The following is a 23,862-nucleotide window of genomic DNA, read 5'->3' on the forward strand; positions in this document are numbered from 1 at the left end:
TTGATGTGGATGCTTTGTCTTCAAGAGGATTATCGAAATCTAATGTTAATAATTCGTTGTTTTATGAATTTATAATATCATATTGCTCCAATATCTGCCGATGTAACGGGTGGTCTGCGGTTATGGAAGTATAACGCGTCAGCGCCACACCCAGCCCTTCGTTGCGGATCACCTGCTGAAGCTCGACTGCCTCGGGGTCTTCCGTAATATCAAATTTACAGGCAGCAGCCATTCCTAACGCCAGATGATCCGTCGGAATGCCATACTCCTGCGCTTGGAGCGCGGGACGTACAAGACGGTCATTGGGAGACAGCTTGCGTAATGGTGAACGTCCGACCCGAGTAACATCGTCTATTAGATTAGGGTTGCGGAAGCGATCCAAAATTTTAGAGATGTACTTCCTATGCTCCTCTTGATCCAAACCAAAGCGCTTCACAAGTACCGCTCCCGTTTCCTCCAGTGACCCTTGTATCGAATCCACCACCTTGCTATCCTTCATGGCCTCCTGAATGGTAGCATAACCTGCGGTATAACCAAGATAGGCTGCCACGCAATGCCCCGTATTTACCGTGAATAGCTTTCGTTCAATGTAAGGCTCTAGATCCTGCACGTACAGGATACCTTCGATTTCTTCATGCTCAGGTGCCATTTGCGAACGATCCACCACCCACTCGTAAAAAGGCTCTACCTGCACATGTAACGGGTCCTCGTGTTGCTGGATCGGCACAATCCGGTCTACAGCAGCATTTGGAAAATACACCGCAGCCTCAGCCTTGGCACAGGTCGCCTCATCCAATAGCGCAAAAATATGCTCTTTCAGTTGCGCACTGCCTCCGATTGCATTTTCACAGGCAATCACATGCAGCGGCCTTGCTCCTCGCTCTATCCGCCGCTTGATGCCCTCCGCAATGCCTGCTGCAATGTGCTTGAGGATGCTGACACCTACTGCGGTCGTTACCAGATCAGCATGGTCTACCGCATCGGCTACAGCTGCTGTATCCTTGCCGTCAATTGCCGTCACATTCGTGACCAGCTCCGTATCCTTTGTATCATTGGCTAACTCTACGGTGTATTGTTTACGACGGCGTAACTCGGATACAAGGGTGTCGTTGACATCTGAAAAGGTAACCTCATAGCCTGCACGCGACAGAATTAATCCGATAAAGCCGCGACCGATATTTCCTGCTCCAAAGTGAACGGCTCTCATAGCTCCATCTCACTTTCGAACAGATCTATAATTTCCTGTGGGGTCACCGCGTTGCGAAGTTTATCCATGTTTTCTTCCTCCGCACACACCACAGCAATACTCGTCAAAATCTCCATATGATCGCCGCCTTGTGCTGCAATGCCGATTACCATGTATGCTTTTTCTTCCCCAAAATCTACGCCTTGCGGAAACTGAACGATGGAAATGCCTGTGGATTGAATAAGCGTCTTGGATTCCTTGGTGCCATGTGGAATAGCCAGCCCGTTCCCGATATAGGTGGACACGATCTCCTCGCGTTCCAGCATCTTGTCAATGTACTCACTTGAAATATGTCCTGCATCCAGCAGGATTTGTCCAGCCATACGAATCGCCTCATATTTGTCTTTGGCGGTTGCATTCATTTTTACTTTGTCTATCGTCATAATACTCACGGTAGGTTCCTCCCTGTCCCTAATTTACTGTGGAAAAATTCAGCTAGCTCACTCGATATATAATTGACAATATGATCCCTGCTACCGTGTTCCAGTAGCGTAACCATGTCTTCCTGCAAGAGTAATGCACTAATCTCGCTCAATACCTCCAAGCTTTCTCTCGGCAACTCACGAGGTCCCAACATGAGCAACACACATTCTACCTGTTCGCCTGTATCCGCCAACAGCGGCTCTGCCAGCTTATACAAGGTAAGCGAAGGCTTGCGAATATAGTGGCTACGCGTATGAACTAAAGCAATGGAGGTATCAGAGATCACCTGACTACCTTGGCGCTCTCTTTCCATGAGTTGTGCAGCAACCGCAGAAGGCTCTGTAACATTCCCCCGCCCCGCCTCCAACATGCATATAGCCTCTACGGTCGCCGCCATATCCATCCCCTGATTTTCCAGCGGATACACTTGAAATTGCTGTACAATGTGTACAATTTCCTCAAGACTCTTCCGCAGACCAGTAAGCCACTCCATGTCCTGACCAGGCTGAACGACCTGTTCCTGCTGATGGTCATTGGGATGATTGAGTGTAATACGCTGGATGAATTGACGCAGGCGATCACTCTCCTCCTGCGTCAGCAACGGACTGATCTTAAGATACCGATCCGGTTCAAGCGGTAGCTCTACTGTCGAAATGATCAGATCATAATCCTCCTTGGGAAGCCGGGCCGCCTCGTACCATGAAGCCCTATCCACAATTTTGATTTGTGGCAGCTCTTTGGCGAGCCTTGTTGCCAGAAGTCTGGATGATCCAATACCGCTCGTGCAGACTACGATGGCCCGCACCTCCCGCCGCAATTGTCGTAGTCGCTCCAGCGAAGCGCCGAAATGCATGACGAGAAATCCGATTTCTTCATCTGGCACTTTCATTTCTGTCATGTCCGCTGCAGCCTTTTTCACTGAGTCGAATAAGCTGCTGTAATCCTTGCGGATTTGCTGAAGGAGGGGATTACGAATCGACCTGCCTTCCTTCAAGCGTTTAAACACCGGGGCCATATGAGCAATCAGTCCTTCACGCAGAACGCGGTCCTCTTCCAATGGCGTACCTGTCTCTTCCTCCACACGACGAATCAACTCATGAACCGATTCCAACAGTACGAGATCATCCAGCGGCAGTAGCCGGGCGGAGTGATCCTCGGCATCACGTAACAGCAGCCTGAGATAAGATCGTTCTGGCTCTGGAAATTCAATATCCAGCGCCTCTGACAACTCCGTGCATATGCGTTCCACCATAGCTGTGCGAAGCATGATATTTTCATCTGAATCTGTTTTTAAATAGGAGAGAAGAGGATCCATAACATACCCGAGTCGTAGACGTGCGAGCGAAAGGCAAATTTGAATCAGCAGCTCCATATATTTGCTTTCCACCATGTTTTCCAGCCATTTTTCATCGGACTGCCAGAGAGCCTTTTCCACGATCAGCAGGTTCCCTCTTCCAATCATCTCCAGCAACTTGTCGGAGACACGGGTCACAGAACGAACCTCTCCCTGGCTGGAAAACAGATCGGATTCATCCAAATGTTCGAGGGCCAGCTCGGAAATCGCCCGTCTTTTGTCTATCTCCCGTCCGGTAATTTCGACACCGTATCCCCGTCTGCGGACAAGAACGAGCCCTCGATCTCCGATCCAGTCTTGTAATTCGTCCAGATCATGACTGACCGTAGTTACCGTGACTTTCAGATCTGAAGCCAGCGCCAGCAGCTTGATCGGCTCCCGTGTATCCAGCAGCATGCAGAGAACCACGATCTTTCTCTCCTCAGCCGAATATTCGTCTGGATTCGTATGCAGCAATTGCTTTCGCAGGCATACAAGCTGAGCTGGGTCTGCATCTATACAGATACCAATCCCTGACTTTTTCTCCAGCTTCACCTCATGAGCTGCCAGCCAATGCTCGACTGCGCCCAGTTCCCGATGAACCGTCCTTGTGCTGACATTGATCTTCGTGGCAATTTCCCCGGCTGTAACCTCTTTGGACTGCTCCAGAAGATATTCCACAATGTCACGTTGTCGTTTCGTAATATTCATAAGCGCATACCGTTCCTTCCCAAGCTCATCCCTCCAGCAGGAGACGTACACTGCATACAGTCCGCCTGACTATGACGGGGATTAAGAATCGGATTTCAGACGTTCAACCAGCGCTTCGTATTCAGGACTCTTCAGAAAATTGTCAATGGAAATGTGCTCAGCATTCGGGGCTACTGTTTTAGCCCGGTCTGTCAACGTTTTTTGCGTAATGACAATATCCGCATCCTGTGGAATTTCACTGATTGCCGTATTCGTAACTGTCACGCCTACACCCGCCTGCTTCATTTTTTTGCGTAAAATCGAGGCGCCCATAGCGCTTGAACCCATACCTGCATCACAGGAAAAGACAATCTTGTTCACTTCGGATTTATCCTTGAATGTTCGATCTGCGACAATCTCGGCAGCACGATCAGACTCGTCGTTATCATCCATTACATTGGCGTTAGCACTGGCACTCTTGCTTTGATTTTTCATATCTTTCAGGCGAGATGCAGCTTCCTCCAGCCCCTCTTCTTGTTGCTTACCAGTCTTGAGTAATACTGCAGCAACAGCAAAGGATACGACCGCAGCAGCGATCACCCCGCTCAGCATTGGCAAATATCCACCTTTTGGCGTCATTAGAAAATAGGCGATGATACTGCCCGGTGAAGGAGCAGCAACTAGTCCGGCACCTGTCAACATGAAACAGAAGGTTCCCACAACACCCCCAGCTATAGCTGCAAGAATCAGAATCGGCTTCATCAAAATATAAGGGAAATAAATTTCATGAATCCCGCCGAAAAAATGAATGATGACTGCGCCAGGAGCTGACGACTTCGCAGAGCCTTTACCGAACAGACAGTAGGCCAGCAAAATACCGAGGCCCGGCCCAGGGTTGGATTCCAGCATGAACAGTACGGATTTGCCTGTTCTTGCAGCTTCCTCCAACGCAATCGGACTCAATACTCCGTGATTCAGCGCGTTGTTTAAAAATAATACTTTTCCGGGCTCAATAATGAGGTTGACAAGCGGCAATAGCCCTGCGTTCACGAGGAACTGTACCCCTGCCGACAACACTTGACTGATCATTTGTACAACTGGGCCGATCGCCACATGGGCAAGTAGTGCTAGAATGGCACCGATAATCCCGGCCGAAAAATTATTGACCAACATTTCAAAGCCTGATCTGACTTTGCCTTCAATGGCCTTGTCGAACTTCTTCAATATCCACGCAGCCAGCGGACCAGCTACCATCGCGCCCAGGAACATCGGGATATCGGCTCCTACTATGACACCCATCGTCATAATGGCACCGATCACACCTCCACGCTGTCCGTGAATCATCGTGCCCCCTGTATAACCGATCAGAAGCGGCAACAAATAATTTTTCATCGGGTCAACCAACTGTGCAAAACCCTCGTTCGGGAACCATCCGGTCGGAATAAAGAGTGCCGTAATCAACCCCCACGCAATAAAGGCTCCCATATTGGGCATAACCATACCGCTAAGAAAACGGCCAAAACGCTGTACGGCGACACGAGTGCCTCCTTTTGAACTTGGCTTTGCGTCCAATGTACTCATATTCAAATCCTCCTTGTAGGTAAGCATCACTACCTTTTCTTAAAATTCATACTAAATGACAGCGCTATCTTCATCAACGAAATGAAAACGTACTTTCGTCATGAACGTTGATGACAACATTTAAATTTAAATTATCCGGGAAGGTATTATACCTGCATAATTCTTCTTAATATGACCTGTAGCTATAGAAATTAGTCGAAAAACCGTGCTGGATTATGTATGATTCTTATATGGGGATAACTCTCTACATCAGAATAAAACACGTAATTACGTTTGCAAAAAAAGACAAAAAAATAGCCGCTACGTCAAATCATAGCGACCATTTTATACAAAAATCGAGCAAACTAACGATGCTCATATTCAATTAAAAATCAATATAAAATTCCGAATAACACGCTATTATTTCATGCTGCATTGCTCCATTTATTACTCCGAAATCAACTGCTCATACTGATCCGCAGACAGTAGCTTGCCCAATGCTTCCTCCACTTCATTATCCATCTCTACTTCGATCATCCAGCCTTTGTCATAAGGAGATTCATTCACTAGCTCAGGCGTACTTTCCAGCACTTCATTCACTTTTAATATGGTTCCCGTCACCGGAGCAAAAAGGTCGGATACCGTCTTCACCGATTCAATCGTACCGATCTCCGCTCCCTGCTCAATCGTTACTCCCACCTCAGGTAATTCTACAAAAACAATATCACCCAGTTGATGCTGTGCAAAGTCTGTAATACCAATCCGCACCGTTCTATTCTCTGTCCGCTGAACCCACTCATGTTCGTCTGTATACCAAAGTTGCTGCTTCACTTCACCCATTCTGTTCCCCTCACTTCCATATGAATAAAATCGCTTTTGCTCACCTGTATTAGACAGGTTAAGATTATGACAACAAGAACACTCATGTCAATAATACTAACAAAAATACTTCATATCACCTCAAGTAGCATACTACATAAAAATATGTTAGCTTATAACAAACGCTTACATATCCTATTTATATATTAAATGTTTTTTTTATTGTTTTTGATGACATTTTTATTGACATTTTGAATAAATTTGCGTATTAATGGTTTATAGCAAATACTTTGGGAAACACCCCGACAACTGCAAACGCGGATGAACGCAGAGGGAGAGACTGCCAAAAAGATTCGCATAGCTGTTGCCGCTTGTGAGACAGTTGTGCACGCGAATCGGATCAAGTTGTTATCTGCAAAGCCAGGTAATATACCGCAGATCCCGAAGGTAGCGCCGAAGGAGTAAACCTGCATTGCAGGTGAATCTCTCAGGCAAAAGGACCTCTGCCGGACGCATCTCTGGAGAGCATTCGCTATTGGAGCGGATCACCCAAGAGGAAACCCGGTACATACCGGGGTAACTTTCTGGTATCAAGGACAGAGCTGAAAAAAGAGTATAGACTGCTGTCTATACGTTTTTTTCGGCCTGTCTTTTTTGTTTAGCCGATCACACCGGATAGGAGTGGAAACATGACTAATTTGCGAAAAACACCGCTATATTCATCCTACGGGACGCATTCTGGGGTTCGATGTATTGACTTTGGCGGCTGGGAGCTCCCCGTTCAGTTTAGCGGCATTCAAAAGGAGCATGAGGCCGTCCGGCAACGTGCGGGTTTATTCGATGTATCGCATATGGGTGAGTTTTTGGTTGAAGGCAATGAGGCCGAGGCTTTTCTACAAAGGGTGACCACGAATGATGTCAGCCAGTTGGAACCAGGTCAGGCACAATATTCACTCCTGTGTTACCCCGATGGAGGTGTAGTAGACGACCTGCTTGTTTACTGCAAAGGACCGGAGCGCTACATGCTCGTTGTGAACGCCTCTAACATTGATAAGGATTGGGATTGGTTACTTCGTCATGTGCCTGCATCCGTTCACATGGAGAATGTGTCTGATGCGATAGCATTGCTGGCATTGCAAGGACCGGAAGCAGCACGTATTGCCGCAGCCGTGACAGATGCAGATATTACGAATCTGGCATCTTTCCGCTTTCATGAGAATGTGCCATTGTTCGGAGCAAAAGCACTCGTCTCACGAACCGGATATACGGGCGAAGACGGTTTTGAATTTTATGTACCTGCTGCGGAAGCACCCGCCGTATGGGAGGGTTTGCTTCGTTCCGGTGAGTCGTATGGGCTGATTCCCGCTGGACTTGGTGCCCGGGATACACTACGCTTTGAGGCTCGGTTGCCGCTGTACGGACAGGAGTTATCTGCCACGATTTCACCACTCGAAGCCGGTCTGGGTTTCTTCGTCAAGCTGAATAAAGGAGATTTTATCGGTAGAGAAGCACTGCAACGTCAGAAAGAACAAGGGATTCCTCGCAAATTGATCGGGCTGGAAATGATGGATCGCGGCATCCCACGCGCCCATTATCCAGTATTCGCAGAAGGACAACACATCGGTGAGGTCACTACGGGGACTCAGTCGCCCACCTTGAAACGTAATCTGGGCCTCGCCTTGGTGGACAGTCGTTTTAGCACCCTCTCCACACCGTTGGAGGTTGAGATTCGTGGCAAACGCCTGCGTGCCGAGGTGGTGGCAGCACCCTTTTATAAGCGCCCACGCTGATCTTAAACTCTTTTCATTTCTATAAAGCAAACATGTAAGATATGAACCTCCGGGTTTTTCATCTCATACTTTTTTTATTAGCTCATTTACGGATTTATAATTTTGCTTTTCGAAAGGAGCCGGAACCTATGAAGCAGCATCGTTATCTCCCTATGACTGAACAGGATCAAACCGAAATGCTGCGTGTGGTCGGTGTATCATCCATTGATGACTTATTCAGTGACATTCCAGAGGCCATTCGATATCAAGGGGAACTCCCTCTTTCTTCTCGACTCGATGAGAAAGCCTTAACCCGCCACTTGGCCGAGCTGGCCGGACACAATGCCAATACAGACACACATGCCAGCTTCCTTGGCGCAGGAATTTATGATCATCATATTCCGTCGGTCATCCAGCACATCACTTCACGCACAGAATTCTACACAGCCTACACCCCCTATCAGCCGGAAGTAAGCCAAGGCGAGCTACAAGCCATTTTCGAGTTTCAGTCGTATATTTGCGAATTGACGGGCATGGCTGTAGCTAATGCCAGCATGTACGACGGAGCGACTGCACTGGCGGAAGCGGGCTCACTGTCCGCCGCAGCTACCCGCCGTAAACAGCTTATCGTATCAAGGTCCGTCCATCCAGAGGCACGTCAGGTATTGGCTTCCTATGCACGCGGATTGGATTTGGACATCGTGGAGATCGACTGTTCGGACGGCGTAACGGATGCTGATGCGTTAGCGGCGGCCGTATCGGAACAGACCGCGGCTGTTTTAGTCCAAAGCCCCAACTTTTTCGGAGCCGTGGAAAAACTGAAGCCGATGGCTGACCTCATCCATGCACACAAAGGTCTTTTGGTCGTCAGTGCCAACCCACTGGCACTTGGCTTGCTAGAGACACCCGGCAAACAGGGCGCGGATATTGTGGTAGGAGACGCGCAGCCACTTGGCATCTCCTCTTCTCTCGGCGGTCCGACCTGTGGATACTTTGCCGTTTCTCAGGCACATATGCGCCGTATCCCCGGCCGTATTGTGGGTCAGACCACTGATCGCAATGGTAAACGCGGTTTCGTGCTGACCTTGCAAGCGCGGGAACAGCATATCCGCCGCGAAAAGGCCACCTCTAACATTTGTTCCAATCAGGCGTTGCTAGCTTTATCTGCATCTGTATACTTGTCTGTCATGGGTAGACAGGGGATCAAGGAAGTAGCCGAGCTAAATTTGCATAAAAGCCGGTATGCTTTAGAGCAATTGCAGAGCTTGAAGGGCGTAACTGCCTCGTTTAACACACCGACCTTTAACGAGTTTGCCCTTAGACTGCCTGAGGGTACAGATATTAGCAGACTCCAGGCCGAGCTGCTAGCTGCTGGATTTATCGCTGGCTACGATTTGGGCCAGGACTATAATGAACTTGCTGGTCACATGTTGATTGCCGTGACGGAGCAAAGAACCAAAGAAGAGATTGACCAATTTGTACACACCTTGGGGGGATTGCTATGACACACACCGGACAGGATCAGAAACAAGGGCTGTTGAAGGAACACGATCAAGCGCTCATTTTTGAATTGAGCCGTCCGGGTCGCATCGCCTATTCCCTTCCCGAGTGCGACGTTCCCCGTCGCCCGGTGGCAGAGCTTTTGCCAGACTATGCGCTGCGCAGCGAACCTGCGGCATTACCCGAGGTATACGAAGTAGACGTTATTCGGCATTATACCGCCTTGTCCCGGCGCAATTTTGGCGTGGACAACGGATTTTATCCGCTCGGCTCCTGTACGATGAAATACAATCCGAAGGTGAATGAGGATGTCGCCCGATATACAGGCTTCGCCAAAATCCATCCATATCAGCCCGAGGAGAGCATCCAGGGTGCCATGGAACTGCTGCATACGCTCCAAAAAGATTTGGCTGCGCTAACCGGCATGGATGCCGTCACGCTTCAGCCCGCCGCGGGCGCCCACGGCGAATGGACCGGGCTGATGATGATTCGCTCATACCACGAAGCACGTGGTGAGCGACGTACCAAGGTGCTCGTGCCGGATTCGTCGCACGGAACGAACCCCGCCAGTGCAACCGTCGCGGGCTTCGAAACAGTAACCCTTCCCTCCACCCCTGAGGGGCTGGTGGATCTGGATGCGCTACGTCAAGCCGTAGGCAACGACACCGCTGCACTCATGCTGACCAATCCGAACACACTTGGGCTGTTTGAGAAGCAAATCACTGACATTGCTGCCATCGTGCATGACGCGGGGGGTCTACTCTACTATGACGGAGCGAACTCCAACGCCATCATGGGGATTACCCGTCCTGGAGATATGGGCTTCGATGTAGTGCATCTCAATTTGCACAAAACGATGAGTACCCCGCACGGTGGCGGTGGCCCCGGCGCTGGGCCTGTCGGCGTAAAGCAGCGGCTCATCCCTTATTTGCCCAAGCCGCTTGTCGTACTGGATCCACAGGGGGTGTACCACTGGGACCGGGAACAGGGAGATTCTATTGGACGGGTTAAAGCCTTTTACGGCAACTTCGGTATTCTCGTTCGTGCCTATGCCTATATCCGTAGCTACGGTCCTGATGGCTTAAAGCGTGTATCGGAATGCGCTGTGCTTAATGCCAATTACATGATGCATCGGCTCGCTCCACATTTTGACCTGCCCTATCCTGGACATTGCAAACACGAATTCGTAATGTCGGGGCGAGGCTTGAAAAAATTTGGAGTGCGCACGCTTGATGTAGCCAAACGGCTGCTTGATTTCGGCTACCATCCGCCTACAATTTATTTCCCGCTGAATGTAGAGGAGTGCATTATGATCGAGCCCACGGAAACGGAAAGTAAGGAAACACTTGATGCTTTTGTCGACACTATGATTCATATTGCGCGGGAAGCAGAAGAGAACCCTGAGCTGGTGCTCAATGCACCCTATACTACTCCAGTCACACGATTGGACGAAACTACCGCAGCCCGCAAACCTGTACTGAATTGCTCATGCAGTTAAAACAAATTCTACTTAAAGCATGCAAAAAAGCCGGTATCTAAATAGATACCGGCTGCTGTATGTACACAGCAATTTTTTTGTTGGAAAAAGATATAACCTTTGAACTGTAATACCCTTCCTTAGCCTTCGATGCTTTGAACCAATTCAACAACCTGTTCTGCTGTTTGCATGTCCAGAGCTTTTGTAGCCAGTTTTTCCATATCCGCACGGGACAACTTGGAAATTTGACTACGTGCTGGCAGAATGGAAGTTGCGCTCATACTGAACTCATCAAGTCCCAGACCCAGCAGCAACGGAATTGCTGTTGTATCTCCTGCCATTTCGCCACACATACCAACCCAACGTCCTTCACGGTGAGCGGCATCAATAACCATTTTCACCAGACGCAGAATGGATGGATTGTATGGTTGATACAGGTAAGAAACCCGCTCGTTCATGCGATCCGCTGCCATTGTGTATTGAATCAGATCGTTTGTACCGATACTGAAGAAATCTACTTCTTTTGCGAATTGGTCAGCCAATACCGCTGTAGAAGGAATTTCTACCATGATGCCCAGCTGAATTTCTTCAGATACGGATACACCCTCGGCTACCAACTTTTCCTTTTCTTCCAACAAAACAGCTTTAGCTTCACGGAATTCGTTCAGCGTAGCAATCATTGGGAACATGATGCGCAGGTTACCATGCACACTCGCACGCAACAAAGCACGCAATTGAGTACGGAAAATATCCTCGCGATCCAGACACAGACGAATAGCACGGAATCCGAGGAACGGATTCATTTCTTTCGGCAGGTCCAGATAAGGAAGTTCTTTGTCGCCACCGATGTCCAAAGTGCGGACTACAACCGGTTTACCTTCCATTCTTTCCAGAACGGTTTTGTACGCCGTATACTGTACTTCTTCGGATGGAAGCTTATCGCGACCCATGTACAAGAACTCTGTACGGTACAAGCCAACGCCTTCACCACCGTTGTCCAGAACACCAGCTACATCATTAGGCGTACCAATATTGGCTGCCAGTTCGACATGGACACCATCGACAGAAACCGTAGCTTCGCCGCGCAGCTTACGCCACTCTTCGCGTTGCTTGTCGTATGCCACTTGTTTAGCACGGTATTCTGCAACAATCTCTTCGGTAGGGTTCACGAATACGTGACCATCCAAACCATCAACGATAATCAAATCACCGCTTTTAGCTTGAGACAATATATTTTTCGTTCCCACAACTGCAGGAATTTCAAGTGAGCGAGCCATAATAGCTGAATGCGAAGTACGTCCGCCGATGTTCGTTGCAAAACCTTTAACAAATTCACGGTTCAGCTGAGCTGTGTCGGAAGGTGTCAAATCTTCTGCAAGCACAATCGTTTCTTCGGCAATTTCTGCAGGACTAACAAAATGAACACCAAGCAGGTGATTCAGGATCCGCTTGGTTACATCACGCATGTCCGATGCGCGTTCTTGCAAATAAGCACTTTTCATGTTTTCAAACATGGAAATGAACTGTGTAGCTACTTCATTCAAAGCATAGTCAGCATTAAGCTGCTCGTCTCTGATTTTAGCTTTAACCGGATCGATCAATTCAGGATCATTCAGGATGAGCAGGTGAGATGCAAAAATTTCTGCTTTTTTCTCTCCCAGCTCCTTAAGCGTTTTCTCCTTAATCGATTCCAATTCGGTTTGAGATTGTGCCAAAGCCGCATCCAATCTTGCGATTTCAGCTTCAACATCACCAACCGCGCGTCTCTCTACAGCGTAATTCGGATGCTCCAAGATAAACGCCCGGGCAATGGCTATGCCTGCCGAAGCGGCAATCCCGGAAATTTTAAGCATGAACTTCGCCCAGCCCTTCGTTGACGATTACATTTTCAAGAGCTTTCAGTGCTTCGGCAGCTTCAGCGCCTTCGCAGATAATGTTAATAGTATCGCCTTGTTCCAGACCCAGAGACAATACACCCAGAATGGATTTCAAAGTTACTTTTTTACCGTTAGCTTCGGCAAAAGATTCAGCACCGCTGAATTTGTTAGCTGTATTTACCAGCGCAGTTGCAGGACGTGCATGGATACCGTCTTCATCCGTAATTCTAAAAGTTGTTTGCATAATTTGTTCCTCCCACTTTCCTAAAGATAATATTTGTTTACACGCAGTATACCGAATAATTGATCAGACGGTCTAAGCCGCCTAATCAACTAATCCGAAACACATAGAGTTTATTTTATCGTAATTATACCATCTTCGCCAGCCTTCAATACTCCAGTTTTATTTAAAGTTACCGAAGAACCTTCAGGAAGGTTGGTAAAAATGACAGGTGAGATGATGGATTTAGCGTTTGCCTTCACGTATTCCAGGTCTACTTTCATAATAGGCTGGCCGGCTGACACAAGATCGCCTTCGTTCACCAAAACGTCAAATCCTTGACCTTTAAGTTTCACTGTATTCACCCCGATATGAACAAGCACTTCTTTACCGCCATCGGATTGAATACCAACCGCATGCTTGCTTGGGAATACATTGAATACTTTTCCGTAAACAGGGGACACAATCGTTCCATCATTTGGCACGACCGCAAAGCCGTCACCTGTCATACGTTCTGCAAATACCGGATCGGGAACCGTCGAGATATCAACCAATTCGCCGTTAACAGGCATTACAATATCTTCTGCAATAATGGTTTGTTGTTCTTCTCCAGCTTCCTTTTCCTCTTGTGGAGCAGGTTGCGCCGGAGTTGGTGCAGGTGTACGACCAGCCATGATATCAGCCATTTGAGTTTTAATGGTGTCGGAACGTGTACCGAAAATTGCCTGTACGTTGTTACCGACTTCAAGGACACCCGATGCGCCAAGTTGTTTCAGACGAGCTTTGTCAACGTTCGATTTCTCATTAACCTCGATCCGAAGACGTGTGATACAAGCATCCAGATGCTTGATATTCGATGAACCACCGAAAGCTGCCAAAATGTTGTGTGGAAGCTCGTCACTACTACCGACTGCTGCACCATCCACATTTTCTGTAGCTTCTTCACGTCCTGGTGTTTTCAAGTTGAATTTCCGTATGATGAACCGGAATCCGAAGTAGTAAATCACTGCCAAAATCAGACCGACGATGATTACATACCACCAAGGCGTACGGGTTGGAATAATCCCGAAAATCAGGAAGTCAATAAATCCGCCTGAGAAGGTCATACCGATTTTGACATGTAAAATTTGCATGGTCATAAATGACAGACCTGCGAATATACAGTGTACTGCAAACAACAGTGGAGCTACGAACAGGAAGGAAAATTCCAGTGGCTCCGTAATACCTGTCAAGAACGAAGTCAATGCTGCTGAACCCATAATACCTGCTACATATTTTTTGTGTTCTGGTCTTGCTTCATGGTACATCGCAAGCGCTGCTGCTGGCAAACCGAACATCATGAATGGGAATTTACCCACTTGGAACGTACTTGCTGTCAAAGCCACTCCGTCGCGAAGCTGGCTGAAGAAGATCTGCTGGTCACCGTGAACGGTTTGACCTGCTTTGTTAACATATTCACCAAACTCAAACCAAAACGGTGAATACCAGATGTGATGCAAACCAAATGGAATCAGCGCGCGTTCGATAACCCCAAACAGGAACGCCGACAAAGTCGGGTTGGAATACACCATAAAGTGAGATACTGCGTTAAGTCCTTGTTGAACTGGAGGCCAGATCAGAACCAATGCTAGTCCGACAATCAGTGAGGATACCGCCGTTGCAATTGGAACGAAACGCTTACCCGCGAAAAAGCCCAGATACGAAGGAAGCTCAATTTTGAAAAAGCGGTTGTACATGGCTGCGGCCAGTATACCGATGATTATCCCGCCGAACACCCCGGTTTGAAGCGTTGGAATTCCCAACACGTTCGCATAACCCGGTATTTTTTGAGCAATCAGACCAGGTGTGACACCCACGGCTGTACCCAGAGTAATGTTCATAACGAGGTAACCGATGATGGCAGCCAAACCTGCTACACCTTCACCGCCCGCCAGACCGACGGCTACGCCGACTGCGAACAACAATGCCAGATTATCAAAAACGATTTGTCCGGCATTCATCATGATCGTCGCTACTGATTGAACCCAGCCCGCATTTAATGCCGGAATGTACTGGAGAAAATCAGGATTGACCAGCATGTTACCGATACCCAATAAAAGCCCCGCAGCTGGCAAAATCGCTACAGGAAGCATTAATGCTTTACCGACACGCTGTAAAACGCCGAAAAGCTTTTTAAACATACCTTCCACATCCTTCTCTGAAATTTAGAACAGAGGCAAAACAACAAAAAAGGCATGAGCCGATTTAAGTATGTTTGAAAACAACCTTGGGATATAGCTTACCCCAGTAGGCTGTAAACAATCATAACTTAAAACAACTCATGCCTGATCGAATCAGTAACACGTTAAATGTTTAGTTGTTGTCTTCCTCATTGCAAAATTGATTATAGCACCCCACTAAATGCGAGGCAATACTTTTTTATTCCGGTTTTATCACTTTTTGTTGCTCCCCCTGCTCTTTGCGTTGGGACAACCGCTGCAGATGCATTGTCAAATAACTAACCTCAGCCGGATAAACAGGTTTACGTAGCCTTTTCTCCATAATCTTCGTCAGTTTCCAGGACAGCATATACATTTCCGGATATTCTTCATTCAAAAGCTTGTCCAATCGATAAATCTCCTGCACAATCTCTCCCCGGCGCACACGTTCAATCGCAAACCTCAGATGAGTCAGCAGTCGAGAATAATCAAGGGATTGAAGAGGAATTCGATAATCCAGTGTCGTCTCGACAACCTGAACCATATCAGCAATCAGACGAGAATCTTTCCTAACCTCGGAAATATGCTGGTTTGTCATGGCGCTATAAATGTGCAGGGCCACGAACCCGATTTCATCTTCTCCCAGATCTACATTCATCTTATCCCTGATCAAAGCAACAGCCTGCTCAGCCATCTTGTATTCCTGAGGATATATTTCCCTAGTCTCATACAAAAACGGATTATGAATCGTAATTCCCTGTTTATGACGGTTGATGGAAAAAGCGATATGGTCAGTTAAAGCAATCAGAATATGCTCATTTAGAGGCTTCTTTGCTTGAAGCTGAACAAGATGAAGCACCTCACCGATGACCTCGATGAGCTTTTCATCCAGCTCAGGAAGCAACCGTTTGTATTGCTCCTGTTCTTCATGGCTTTTTAATATAAATAATTTTTCAACTGAATCCAACGGCATAAGATCGCCGGGTCTGCGATTGAAACCGATTCCTTTTCCAATCACGACAACCTCATCATGCTCGGGGTGCATTCCTATAATCACATTGTTATTCAGCGCTTTGGCCACTTTTAGGCTGCTCACATCCGCACCTCTTTTATCAGAACCTTGATCCTAAGAATTATAGCATGAAGCTCAGAGGAATCCACGTTAAAGTACCAAATATTCGGCTAAAGGTCAATAAAAAGAAAACGCTTTTCATCACATTGCCGGAAAATGCTGTGATGAAAAGCGGTCTTTTGGTTAGGGATAGAAGCTCCCAAAGACTTATCGTTATTCTTTATCTGTTAGTGCTGCCTCGACCGAGGTTGGAAAAGGCTGCATATTTGCTTCACCGGAGGACGACACGGAATGAAGGCCTTTTTTCCCAGTGGTCAGCCCCTTGATTAACTGCTCCACATCAATACCAGATACACTCTTCAGCATCTCGGGCGCCGTAGCCATCAGTTCGGTGACATAATTGCTGACACGCGCTGCTCCTTCTCCCTTTCCCGTATCAACTACGGTGAGTTTATCAATGGACGCAATTGGTTCAGCAATACGTCCAGCCAGATCAGGCAGCATTTTTACGATAATATCGAGCACGGCAGCCTCTCCAAACTTCTGGAACGCCTCCGCCAGTTTTTCCTTGGCCTCCGCTTCTGCAAGTCCACGCAAACGGATGACATCTGCGTCTGCCGTACCTTTGGCGCGTTCGGCATCCGCTTCTGCTTGCCCGTTTAGACGTTTTTGTTCAGCTGACGCTTTAGCCTGTGTCTCAATCGAGTATTGCAGCGATTCAGCCTCACGCATTTTACGCGATTTATCTGCTTCCGCCGCTTGTTCGACCGCATACCGATCGGCTTCTGCCTTCTTTTTCACTTCCGCATCATATTGCTTTTCACGTACCTGTATTTCCTTGGATTGAAGATCAATTTCCCGTTCTTTGCGCACCAGCTCGACCTTCATCTGCTCCTCGACGGCAGTCTGCTTGGCACGGGCCTCCTGGATGTGATAAGCCTGATCGGCTTCTGCCTTCGCTGTATCCTGTTCTTTTTTAAACGAAGCCACTTTCAGTTCTTTCTCCTTGGCTGCCTCGGCAATGTTGGTATCTCGCAGCAGTTCGGCCTTCTGGCCTTCCTGTTCCGCACGCGCCTTCTGAATCCGGGCATCCCGCACAGCTTCGGCTTCCGCAATCTCAGCATCCCGTTTCACAGCGGCAATTCTCGGCTTACCAAGCGCATCCAGATATCCGTGCTTATCACGCACATCTTTGATGGTGAATGAAACGATTTGCAAGCCCATTTTTTTCAGATCGCGAGCAGCCACGCCTTGCACTTCCTGTGCAAACCGATCCCGATTACGATAAACTTCTTCCACTGTCATCGAGCCGAGAATTGCGCGTAAATGCCCTTCCAGCACTTCCTGAGCCTCTCCCCTAAGAGCCTCCAGTGGCTTCCCGATGAACTGCTCGGCTGCTGTAGCCACATCCTCAATAGAACTGCCGACCTTGATGATCGCCACACCATCCGCAATCACGGGAACTCCTTGTTCCGTATACACTTCGGGTGTGGTTACGTCCAGTTTATGGGACAACAGAGAGATGAATTCGGACTGCTGGAAAATAGGCCAAATGAAAGCCCCACCGCCGCGTACAATTTTAATTTTACGTCCAGAGTCATCCTCGGAAATATTTTTATTTCCCAGAAAGGAACCCGTCACGATCATCCCTTCATCCGGCCCTACCGTTTTGTAACGGGCCCAAAAAGCGATCCCTAATATAACGATAACGATGACAACAATCCCAGGGACCAACACAATATCTTGCAAATTTGACACTCCCGATCACGCTCCCTTCAAGTTAAGCGAATGCGCCGTCTAGGTGTCCAGGTACGCTACGCGGACGACGCCCTCTGCGACCTCAACCACGACGATACGGGTTCCCGCAGCAAGCGGTTTGTGATCAAAGCTCGATGCTGTATGTATGGTGTTGCCTGCACCCAAGCGGATCATAACCTCCCCGTAACCAACCTCAGGTACAGGAATGGTGACCTCACCAATCCGGCCAGTCAGCTCACGCATGGAGAAGCCGCTGGATACCTCCGAATTCGCCATGGGTTTGATAAACGCAAAGAACACGAGTATTCCGATGACAAACGAAATCCCTAAAGCAAGCACGACGACCCAGCCCATGCTTAGCCCGGTATACTTTGTCAGCAGTACTCCAGCTCCGCCAAAAGCGGTCATGGCTCCAAGTAAAACGACAGGTCTGAACCAATCGAGGCCCGGCAGCTCCAATGCACCATCCAGCCAACCACCGAGTACATCCCCAATCAGCACACTGACTACGGTAAAGATAGCTCCCCCTGCCAATAACCACCAAAATATGGTTTCCATGCGACTCCTCCTTCCATGTACCTTTTCAGTCTGGTTTCCAGTCTATAACTATGTTTACGTATTCAACCTTAAAAAGTTTCAAAATTTTCCTCCAATCTCCCAATCAAACCCAAAAAAGCACGTTCGTACGTCTAATGACGCACAAACGTGCTTAAATTGATACAAATGTCGGTTTACAGAGATGCTTTGTAAATTTCGACTACATCTTCACGATTGAGCTTGTTAAAGCCACCAAACGATCCGAATTTCACAGCTTTATCAGCCATTACATCGATTTGGGACGCATCAATATCGTAATCAGCCAGACGGCTTGGTGCACCAATCGAGTTCCAGAAATCACGCAACGCCTGAATACCTTCCAGTGCCACTTCTTCATCACTCTTGCCTTCTGGGTTTACATGGAATACATTGACGGCCAGTTGTTTGAAGCGTTCAGGCTTCACATGCAGATTGTGTTTCATCCAGTTCGGGAACAGAATAGCCAGTCCTCCACCATGTGGAATATCATAAACAGCAGACACAGCATGTTCGATATTGTGAGTAGCCCAGTCACCTGTCAGCCCCATGTTCAGGAAGCCGTTCAGGGCCATCGTACCACAATACATAATCGTTTCACGCAGCTCGTAATTTTCCAGATCATTGACCAAACCTGGAGCCGCATCCATGACCGTACGCAAAATCGTTTCGCACCAGCCAAGTTGGACCGGAGTATTGGATTCCAGATGGAAATAATGCTCCAGCGTATGTGACATCATATCTACGATTCCGTAAACCGTTTGATTTTGCGGCAGAGAGTATGTGTTCACCGGATCAAGAATAGAAAACGCAGGGAACGCAAATACGCTGCCCCAGCCCAATTTTTCCTGTGTTTTTTCATTTGTAATAACAGAACCCGCATTCATTTCAGAACCGGTAGCTGCCATAGTTAAAACCGTACCTAATGGCAATGCTGCCTTTGGCGCCGCTTTACGCTCTGCAAAATCCCACATGTCGCCATCATATTTTGCACCAACAGCAATGGCTTTGGAACAATCCAGCACACTACCGCCGCCTACAGCCAGAACGAGGTCGATTTGATGTGTTTTACACAATTCCACGCCTTTATGTACTGTAGATAAGCGAGGATTCGGTTCCACACCAGCCAGTTCCGTTACCTCTGCACCGATTTCACCAAGCAAACTTATTACATTATCATACAAGCCGCTGCGCTTAATGCTGCCGCCGCCATATACAAGCAGTACACGTTTACCATATTTAGGAACTTCACGCTTGAGAGCCTCCAATTGTCCTTTACCGAAGATCAATTGTGTAGGATTATAAAATTCGAATGCTTTCATCGCAAACGCTCGCCTCCAATAGTTCTAAAGTTTAATATTAAGAAACTACTCTATTATAACCTTTTCGGTTACAGGAAACAAATCTGCTTTATTTTCAGAAAAAAACCACACTCCTTGAGGAGCATGGTTCCATGTCATATCTTGGGAGGGTTCTCGTAATGTATTATGTGCTTCGCAAGCGATTTTATTCTCCCAAAGTATATCCCAATTGTTTCATAAAACGACCAAAGGCCTGCTGACCGGACGGATTCCGTTTATATACTCCTGCATGCTCTAAAATTTCACTGAATTTCAGTCCAACCTCATTTTGTATGGTACGAACAGCCGTCTCCTTGTCAGGCAAACGACCGAACCGGGTGTTTAACTGGTAAATCCAGTCTGCATGCTTAAACAGCGGATGTCCTTCTTGCTGTACAGCCACAGCCAGTTTGTCATCCCCACACAAAATATCTGCAATTCCATCCAGTTCATCCTTGAGCCGCCCCGGTAATATGGCAAGTCCCATAACTTCGATCAGACCGATATTTTCCTTCTTGATGTGATGCATCTCGCGGTGAGGATGGAAAATACCTTCCGGGTACTCTTCACTCGTTCGGTTGTTGCGCAGTACGAGATCCATCTGATACCTGCCTTCGGAATCACGGCGCACAATCGGCGTCACAGTATTATGCGGAATCGTTTCCCCCTCCTGCTCTGTATGAGAGAGAATAGCAGCTACAGGATCACTATAAGCTTTCCAGGCTTCAAAAGCAGCATTTCCCGCTTCCAACAGCGCCTCGGCATCTGTTGACGTAAAACGGATGACCGACATCGGCCAATTTACAATCCCTGCTGTAACCTGCGGGAATGCTTCATTATGGTATACGCCGTCCACACCCGCTTTTTCAATTGGGAATGTATGACGACCACCCTGAAAATGATCATGGGTCAAGATCGATCCGCCGACAATCGGCAGATCCGCATTGGAACCAATAAAATAATGCGGAAACGCTTTCGTAAAGGCCAGCAAACGGCGCAATGTATCCTTCGTAAGCTTCATTGGTACATGATCATGATGGAACACAATGCAATGCTCGTTGTAATACACATAGGGTGAGTATTGAAAAAACCACGGTTCCCCATTCAATTCCACCGGAATGATACGCAAATTTTGACGGGACGGATGATTTACTCTCCCTGCATATCCGACGTTTTCACGGCACAATTGACACTTGGGATAAACAGGCGGCGGCAAAAGCTTCGCCATCGCAATTTCCTTAGGACTTTTTTCTGGCTTAGACAAATTAATCGTGATTTCCATATCTCCGTAAGATGTCGACTGATTCCAGTACACATTGCTGGCAACCCGATCCATTCGGATGTAGTTCGAATCGATGGATAATTGATAAAAAGCATCTGTCGCCGCCTCTATGCCACGTTCAGTCTCCGTTTGATGAAAATCACGGATAACTTCAGACGGTCTTGCCATCAGCAATCCCATAATTTTGGAATCCAGCAAATCACGATACGTATCTGTGTTTTCAGGGATAAGGCCTATGGCAAAACCATAATCTATCAATACATTAAGCACAGGCTGGAGGGCTTCAGGGGCCATAATGCCCCCTACATCCCTACCTGAATAAGGCTCGGAAAAACCAAACTGATCCAATAACAGATTACGGCTATAATCTGTATCTTGCGGACCGATCAAACCCCTGTTTTGTGCGAATGCAACCAGTTGCTCCACCGCATATAGAGCCGATTGCTGTACAGTTTCATCGATGTCATGGGCCAGAGGCCGGGAATGTTCCCGGCCTTGGCCTTTATCTGCAGATTGGCGCTCGCTCATATGTCATCGTCTCCCGTCTATTCGTCGCCGTAGCCGTGAGGGTGCGACTGATGCCATCCCCATGCTCCGCTAATAATATCCTCTAGTTGGGTACGTGCTGGACTCCAGCCCAACACCGAACGAGCCTTGTCAGAAGATGCAACCAATATCGCTGGATCGCCTGCGCGGCGAGGTTCTGTCACAACTGGAATCTCGAGCCCGGTGACCTTGCGTGCTGTCTCAATTACTTCTTTCACAGAGAAGCCCTGTCCGTTGCCCAGATTGAACACGTTGCTGTCATTGCCTTCGCGCAAATAATTTACTGCACGCACATGAGCATCCGCCAGATCACTTACGTGAATGTAATCCCGAACACATGTGCCGTCAGGTGTCGCATAATCCTCACCAAACACAGCGATGTGTGGACGCTGTTTCAAGGCTGTCTGAAGCACCAATGGGATCAGATGACTTTCTGGTCGGTGATCTTCACCGATCTTGCCGCTCTCATGCGCACCAGCCGCATTAAAATACCGTAAAGACACATATTTGATGCCTAAAACTTTATCAAACCACGACATCATGCGCTCCATCATCAGCTTTGTTTCACCATACACGTTGGTTGGTTCTGTACGGTCACCCTCTTCAATCGGCACCTTTTCCGGTTCGCCGTAGGTAGCCGCAGTAGAGGAAAATACAATTCGGCGCACTCCGGCATCTTTCATCGCCTCCAACAAGCTCAGCGTGCCAAATACATTATTGTCGTAATATTTACCAGGATTTTGCATACTTTCTCCAACCAGCGAGTTGGCTGCAAAATGGATTACTGCATCGATACTATTTTCAGAGAACAGTTTGGACAGTAATTCTTTATCCCTCAAATCCCCTTCATACAACTTGCCCCCAAGCAACGCTGCTTTGTGCCCGGTTTGCAAATTATCCAGCACCACAACTTCTTCTCCCAGATCCAACAATTCTGCTACGGTATGTGAACCGATATATCCAGCTCCACCTGTTACTAAAATGGCCATGTTATTCGTCCTCCTTCAGTTCTTTAACTCCGTCTCCTGCCTTGCATACATAAAAGCTGGCTTCCAGCCCTGTGCGGGTCTGATAAGCTTCGCCGACTTCCTTCACAAAACGTTCCACATCGTCCTCATGAACCAATGAAACCGTACAACCTCCAAATCCAGCTCCCGTCATACGAGCACCCAACGTGCCAGGAATGCGTCGTGCTTCTTCAACCATGACGTCCAGCTCCGTGCAGCTGACCTCATACAAATCGCGTAATGAATCATGAGAAGCATTCATTAAATGACCAAAAGCTGCAAGTTCATTCGCCGCGAGAGCATCGACAGAGGCCAATACACGAGCGTTTTCCTCCACCACATGCTGTGCCCGCCGACGCACTGTTTCGTCCGTGATGTGATGCTGAAGCTCTACGAAACGCTTCTCATCCAGCTGAGCGAGGTATTCCAGTGACGGCTCCTGCTGCTGCAAAATGGACAGTGCTTCGGCACATTGACTACGACGCTCGTTATAGGCCGAGTCCACCAAACCGCGACGCTTATTTGTATTGCCGATCACCAACTTATAATCTCCCGTACGGAATGGAACTTTGCGGTAATCCAACGTATCGCACATCAGTAGAATTGCATGATCAGCTGCTCCGTTCGCTACAGCGAACTGGTCCATAATGCCGCAATTGACACCAACGTAATTGTTTTCTGCTCGCTGGGACAACAAAGCGATTTCGACCGTATCTGTTTTCTGTTTTTCGATAGTGAGGAACGCGTATCCTGTAACAACCTCAATGGAGGCTGAAGAGGATAATCCAGCACCGTTCGGTATTTCTCCGTGATAGAGCAGGTCATATCCGTTAGACGGATAAACTCCCTTATCAGCTAGCTCTACCAGCACACCCACCGGATAGTCCACCCACTCATCCGTTTTGTTTTTACCTATTTCTCCGCGGGAGATAGATACTTCATACGACAGGTTTGTCGAAGCAAAATGAATTTCATCATCATTACGCGCACGAAGGATCAGCGTCGTTCCAAATTCCAGCGCAGCCGGGAGTACATAACCACCGTTATAGTCGATATGCTCTCCAATCAGATTGACACGTCCAGGTGCATGAAATATCCGCAGTTCATTGCTGCTTTCACCATATTTTTCAATAAAATGTTTCTTTAATTCAGTAGAGTTCATATCCGCATCC

At 47.8% G+C, this 23,862-nt stretch carries 18 protein-coding genes and 1 riboswitch; of the genes, 3 read left to right on the top strand and 15 right to left on the bottom strand.

Going from position 1 to position 23,862, the window contains the following annotated elements; genetic code table 11:
- Positions 1 to 61: 61 nt before the first annotated feature.
- The 5 genes from NSQ68_RS18940 to gcvH all read right to left on the bottom strand — a co-directional run bounded on the left by NSQ68_RS18940 (position 62) and on the right by gcvH (position 6,092).
- Positions 62 to 1,207, bottom strand: coding sequence for a mannitol-1-phosphate 5-dehydrogenase (locus NSQ68_RS18940; RefSeq protein WP_342426873.1), 1,146 nt, complete (start codon positions 1,205 to 1,207; stop codon positions 62 to 64).
- The gene (locus NSQ68_RS18945) at positions 1,204 to 1,638 is read right to left on the bottom strand and encodes a PTS sugar transporter subunit IIA (RefSeq protein WP_069290171.1); all 435 of its coding nucleotides are present in this window, start codon (positions 1,636 to 1,638) and stop codon (positions 1,204 to 1,206) included. The genes NSQ68_RS18940 and NSQ68_RS18945 overlap by 4 nt, the downstream gene beginning before the upstream one ends.
- A complete protein-coding gene (locus NSQ68_RS18950) occupies positions 1,635 to 3,713 on the bottom strand; it encodes a BglG family transcription antiterminator (RefSeq protein ID WP_342426874.1) in 2,079 nt (692 codons plus the stop codon). Before NSQ68_RS18950 ends, NSQ68_RS18945 begins: the two co-directional genes overlap by 4 nt.
- 81 nt (positions 3,714 to 3,794) lie before the next feature.
- The gene (locus NSQ68_RS18955) at positions 3,795 to 5,273 is read right to left on the bottom strand and encodes a PTS mannitol transporter subunit IICB (protein WP_342426875.1); all 1,479 of its coding nucleotides are present in this window, start codon (positions 5,271 to 5,273) and stop codon (positions 3,795 to 3,797) included.
- Between the two features lie 426 nt (positions 5,274 to 5,699).
- A complete protein-coding gene (gene gcvH, locus NSQ68_RS18960; protein ID WP_307347705.1) occupies positions 5,700 to 6,092 on the bottom strand; it encodes a glycine cleavage system protein GcvH in 393 nt (130 codons plus the stop codon).
- A gap of 300 nt (positions 6,093 to 6,392) precedes the next feature.
- Positions 6,393 to 6,584, top strand: a riboswitch (glycine riboswitch).
- Between the two features lie 176 nt (positions 6,585 to 6,760).
- On the opposite strand from gcvH, the gene gcvT reads away from it, so the two are divergent.
- From gcvT to gcvPB, 3 genes are all read left to right on the top strand, one after another.
- Positions 6,761 to 7,861 carry a glycine cleavage system aminomethyltransferase GcvT gene (gene gcvT / locus NSQ68_RS18965; RefSeq protein WP_342426876.1) on the top strand — a complete coding sequence of 367 codons (1,101 nt, stop codon included), beginning with the start codon at positions 6,761 to 6,763 and terminating at the stop codon, positions 7,859 to 7,861.
- A 128-nt stretch (positions 7,862 to 7,989) separates the two neighbouring features.
- The gene (gcvPA, locus tag NSQ68_RS18970; protein WP_342426877.1) at positions 7,990 to 9,345 is read left to right on the top strand and encodes an aminomethyl-transferring glycine dehydrogenase subunit GcvPA; all 1,356 of its coding nucleotides are present in this window, start codon (positions 7,990 to 7,992) and stop codon (positions 9,343 to 9,345) included.
- Positions 9,342 to 10,838, top strand: coding sequence for an aminomethyl-transferring glycine dehydrogenase subunit GcvPB (gcvPB, locus tag NSQ68_RS18975; protein WP_342426878.1), 1,497 nt, complete (start codon positions 9,342 to 9,344; stop codon positions 10,836 to 10,838). The genes gcvPA and gcvPB overlap by 4 nt, the downstream gene beginning before the upstream one ends.
- A 119-nt stretch (positions 10,839 to 10,957) precedes the next feature.
- Here gcvPB and ptsP read toward each other — a convergent pair whose 3' ends face one another.
- The 10 genes from ptsP to NSQ68_RS19025 all read right to left on the bottom strand — a co-directional run bounded on the left by ptsP (position 10,958) and on the right by NSQ68_RS19025 (position 23,852).
- The gene (gene ptsP / locus NSQ68_RS18980) at positions 10,958 to 12,670 is read right to left on the bottom strand and encodes a phosphoenolpyruvate--protein phosphotransferase (protein WP_342426879.1); all 1,713 of its coding nucleotides are present in this window, start codon (positions 12,668 to 12,670) and stop codon (positions 10,958 to 10,960) included.
- On the bottom strand, positions 12,663 to 12,938 hold the full coding sequence (locus NSQ68_RS18985) for an HPr family phosphocarrier protein (protein ID WP_013372579.1): 276 nt from the start codon (positions 12,936 to 12,938) through the stop codon (positions 12,663 to 12,665). The genes ptsP and NSQ68_RS18985 overlap by 8 nt, the downstream gene beginning before the upstream one ends.
- 110 nt (positions 12,939 to 13,048) lie before the next feature.
- Complete coding sequence (gene ptsG, locus NSQ68_RS18990) at positions 13,049 to 15,094, bottom strand: glucose-specific PTS transporter subunit IIBC (protein WP_307347720.1); 2,046 nt, start codon at positions 15,092 to 15,094, stop codon at positions 13,049 to 13,051.
- Positions 15,095 to 15,332: 238 nt separating this feature from the next.
- Positions 15,333 to 16,208, bottom strand: coding sequence for a PRD domain-containing protein (locus tag NSQ68_RS18995; protein ID WP_029515704.1), 876 nt, complete (start codon positions 16,206 to 16,208; stop codon positions 15,333 to 15,335).
- 189 nt (positions 16,209 to 16,397) lie between these two features.
- Positions 16,398 to 17,933, bottom strand: coding sequence for a flotillin family protein (locus NSQ68_RS19000; RefSeq protein ID WP_342429136.1), 1,536 nt, complete (start codon positions 17,931 to 17,933; stop codon positions 16,398 to 16,400).
- A 48-nt stretch (positions 17,934 to 17,981) separates the two neighbouring features.
- A complete protein-coding gene (locus tag NSQ68_RS19005) occupies positions 17,982 to 18,500 on the bottom strand; it encodes a protease (RefSeq protein WP_307347723.1) in 519 nt (172 codons plus the stop codon).
- Positions 18,501 to 18,673: 173 nt separating this feature from the next.
- On the bottom strand, positions 18,674 to 19,837 hold the full coding sequence (locus NSQ68_RS19010) for an iron-containing alcohol dehydrogenase (protein WP_076157640.1): 1,164 nt from the start codon (positions 19,835 to 19,837) through the stop codon (positions 18,674 to 18,676).
- A gap of 184 nt (positions 19,838 to 20,021) precedes the next feature.
- A complete protein-coding gene (locus NSQ68_RS19015; protein WP_342426880.1) occupies positions 20,022 to 21,665 on the bottom strand; it encodes a UDP-glucose--hexose-1-phosphate uridylyltransferase in 1,644 nt (547 codons plus the stop codon).
- A 17-nt stretch (positions 21,666 to 21,682) separates the two neighbouring features.
- Positions 21,683 to 22,672, bottom strand: a complete 990-nt coding sequence (gene galE, locus NSQ68_RS19020; protein ID WP_013311504.1) for a UDP-glucose 4-epimerase GalE — start codon at positions 22,670 to 22,672, stop codon at positions 21,683 to 21,685.
- A 1-nt stretch (position 22,673) separates the two neighbouring features.
- A complete protein-coding gene (locus NSQ68_RS19025) occupies positions 22,674 to 23,852 on the bottom strand; it encodes a galactokinase (protein ID WP_342426881.1) in 1,179 nt (392 codons plus the stop codon).
- Positions 23,853 to 23,862 lie beyond the last annotated feature (10 nt).

It is taken from the genome of Paenibacillus sp. FSL L8-0158 (genome assembly GCF_038592965.1).
GTDB lineage: Bacteria > Bacillota > Bacilli > Paenibacillales > Paenibacillaceae > Paenibacillus > Paenibacillus polymyxa_D.

Excerpts from the sequence above, each read along its gene's own strand:
- NSQ68_RS18940 (WP_342426873.1), bottom strand. The coding sequence starts at position 1,207 with ATGAGAGCCGTTCACTTTGGAGCAGGAAATATCGGTCGCGGCTTTATC.
- NSQ68_RS18950 (WP_342426874.1), bottom strand. The coding sequence starts at position 3,713 with ATGAATATTACGAAACGACAACGTGACATTGTGGAATATCTTCTGGAG.
- NSQ68_RS18955 (WP_342426875.1), bottom strand. The coding sequence starts at position 5,273 with ATGAGTACATTGGACGCAAAGCCAAGTTCAAAAGGAGGCACTCGTGTC.
- gcvH (WP_307347705.1), bottom strand. The coding sequence starts at position 6,092 with ATGGGTGAAGTGAAGCAGCAACTTTGGTATACAGACGAACATGAGTGG.
- gcvT (WP_342426876.1), top strand. The coding sequence starts at position 6,761 with ATGACTAATTTGCGAAAAACACCGCTATATTCATCCTACGGGACGCAT.
- gcvPA (WP_342426877.1), top strand. The coding sequence starts at position 7,990 with ATGAAGCAGCATCGTTATCTCCCTATGACTGAACAGGATCAAACCGAA.
- gcvPB (WP_342426878.1), top strand. The coding sequence starts at position 9,342 with ATGACACACACCGGACAGGATCAGAAACAAGGGCTGTTGAAGGAACAC.
- ptsP (WP_342426879.1), bottom strand. The coding sequence starts at position 12,670 with ATGCTTAAAATTTCCGGGATTGCCGCTTCGGCAGGCATAGCCATTGCC.
- NSQ68_RS18985 (WP_013372579.1), bottom strand. The coding sequence starts at position 12,938 with ATGCAAACAACTTTTAGAATTACGGATGAAGACGGTATCCATGCACGT.
- ptsG (WP_307347720.1), bottom strand. The coding sequence starts at position 15,094 with ATGTTTAAAAAGCTTTTCGGCGTTTTACAGCGTGTCGGTAAAGCATTA.
- NSQ68_RS19005 (WP_307347723.1), bottom strand. The coding sequence starts at position 18,500 with ATGGAAACCATATTTTGGTGGTTATTGGCAGGGGGAGCTATCTTTACC.
- NSQ68_RS19010 (WP_076157640.1), bottom strand. The coding sequence starts at position 19,837 with ATGAAAGCATTCGAATTTTATAATCCTACACAATTGATCTTCGGTAAA.
- NSQ68_RS19015 (WP_342426880.1), bottom strand. The coding sequence starts at position 21,665 with ATGAGCGAGCGCCAATCTGCAGATAAAGGCCAAGGCCGGGAACATTCC.
- galE (WP_013311504.1), bottom strand. The coding sequence starts at position 22,672 with ATGGCCATTTTAGTAACAGGTGGAGCTGGATATATCGGTTCACATACC.
- NSQ68_RS19025 (WP_342426881.1), bottom strand. The coding sequence starts at position 23,852 with ATGAACTCTACTGAATTAAAGAAACATTTTATTGAAAAATATGGTGAA.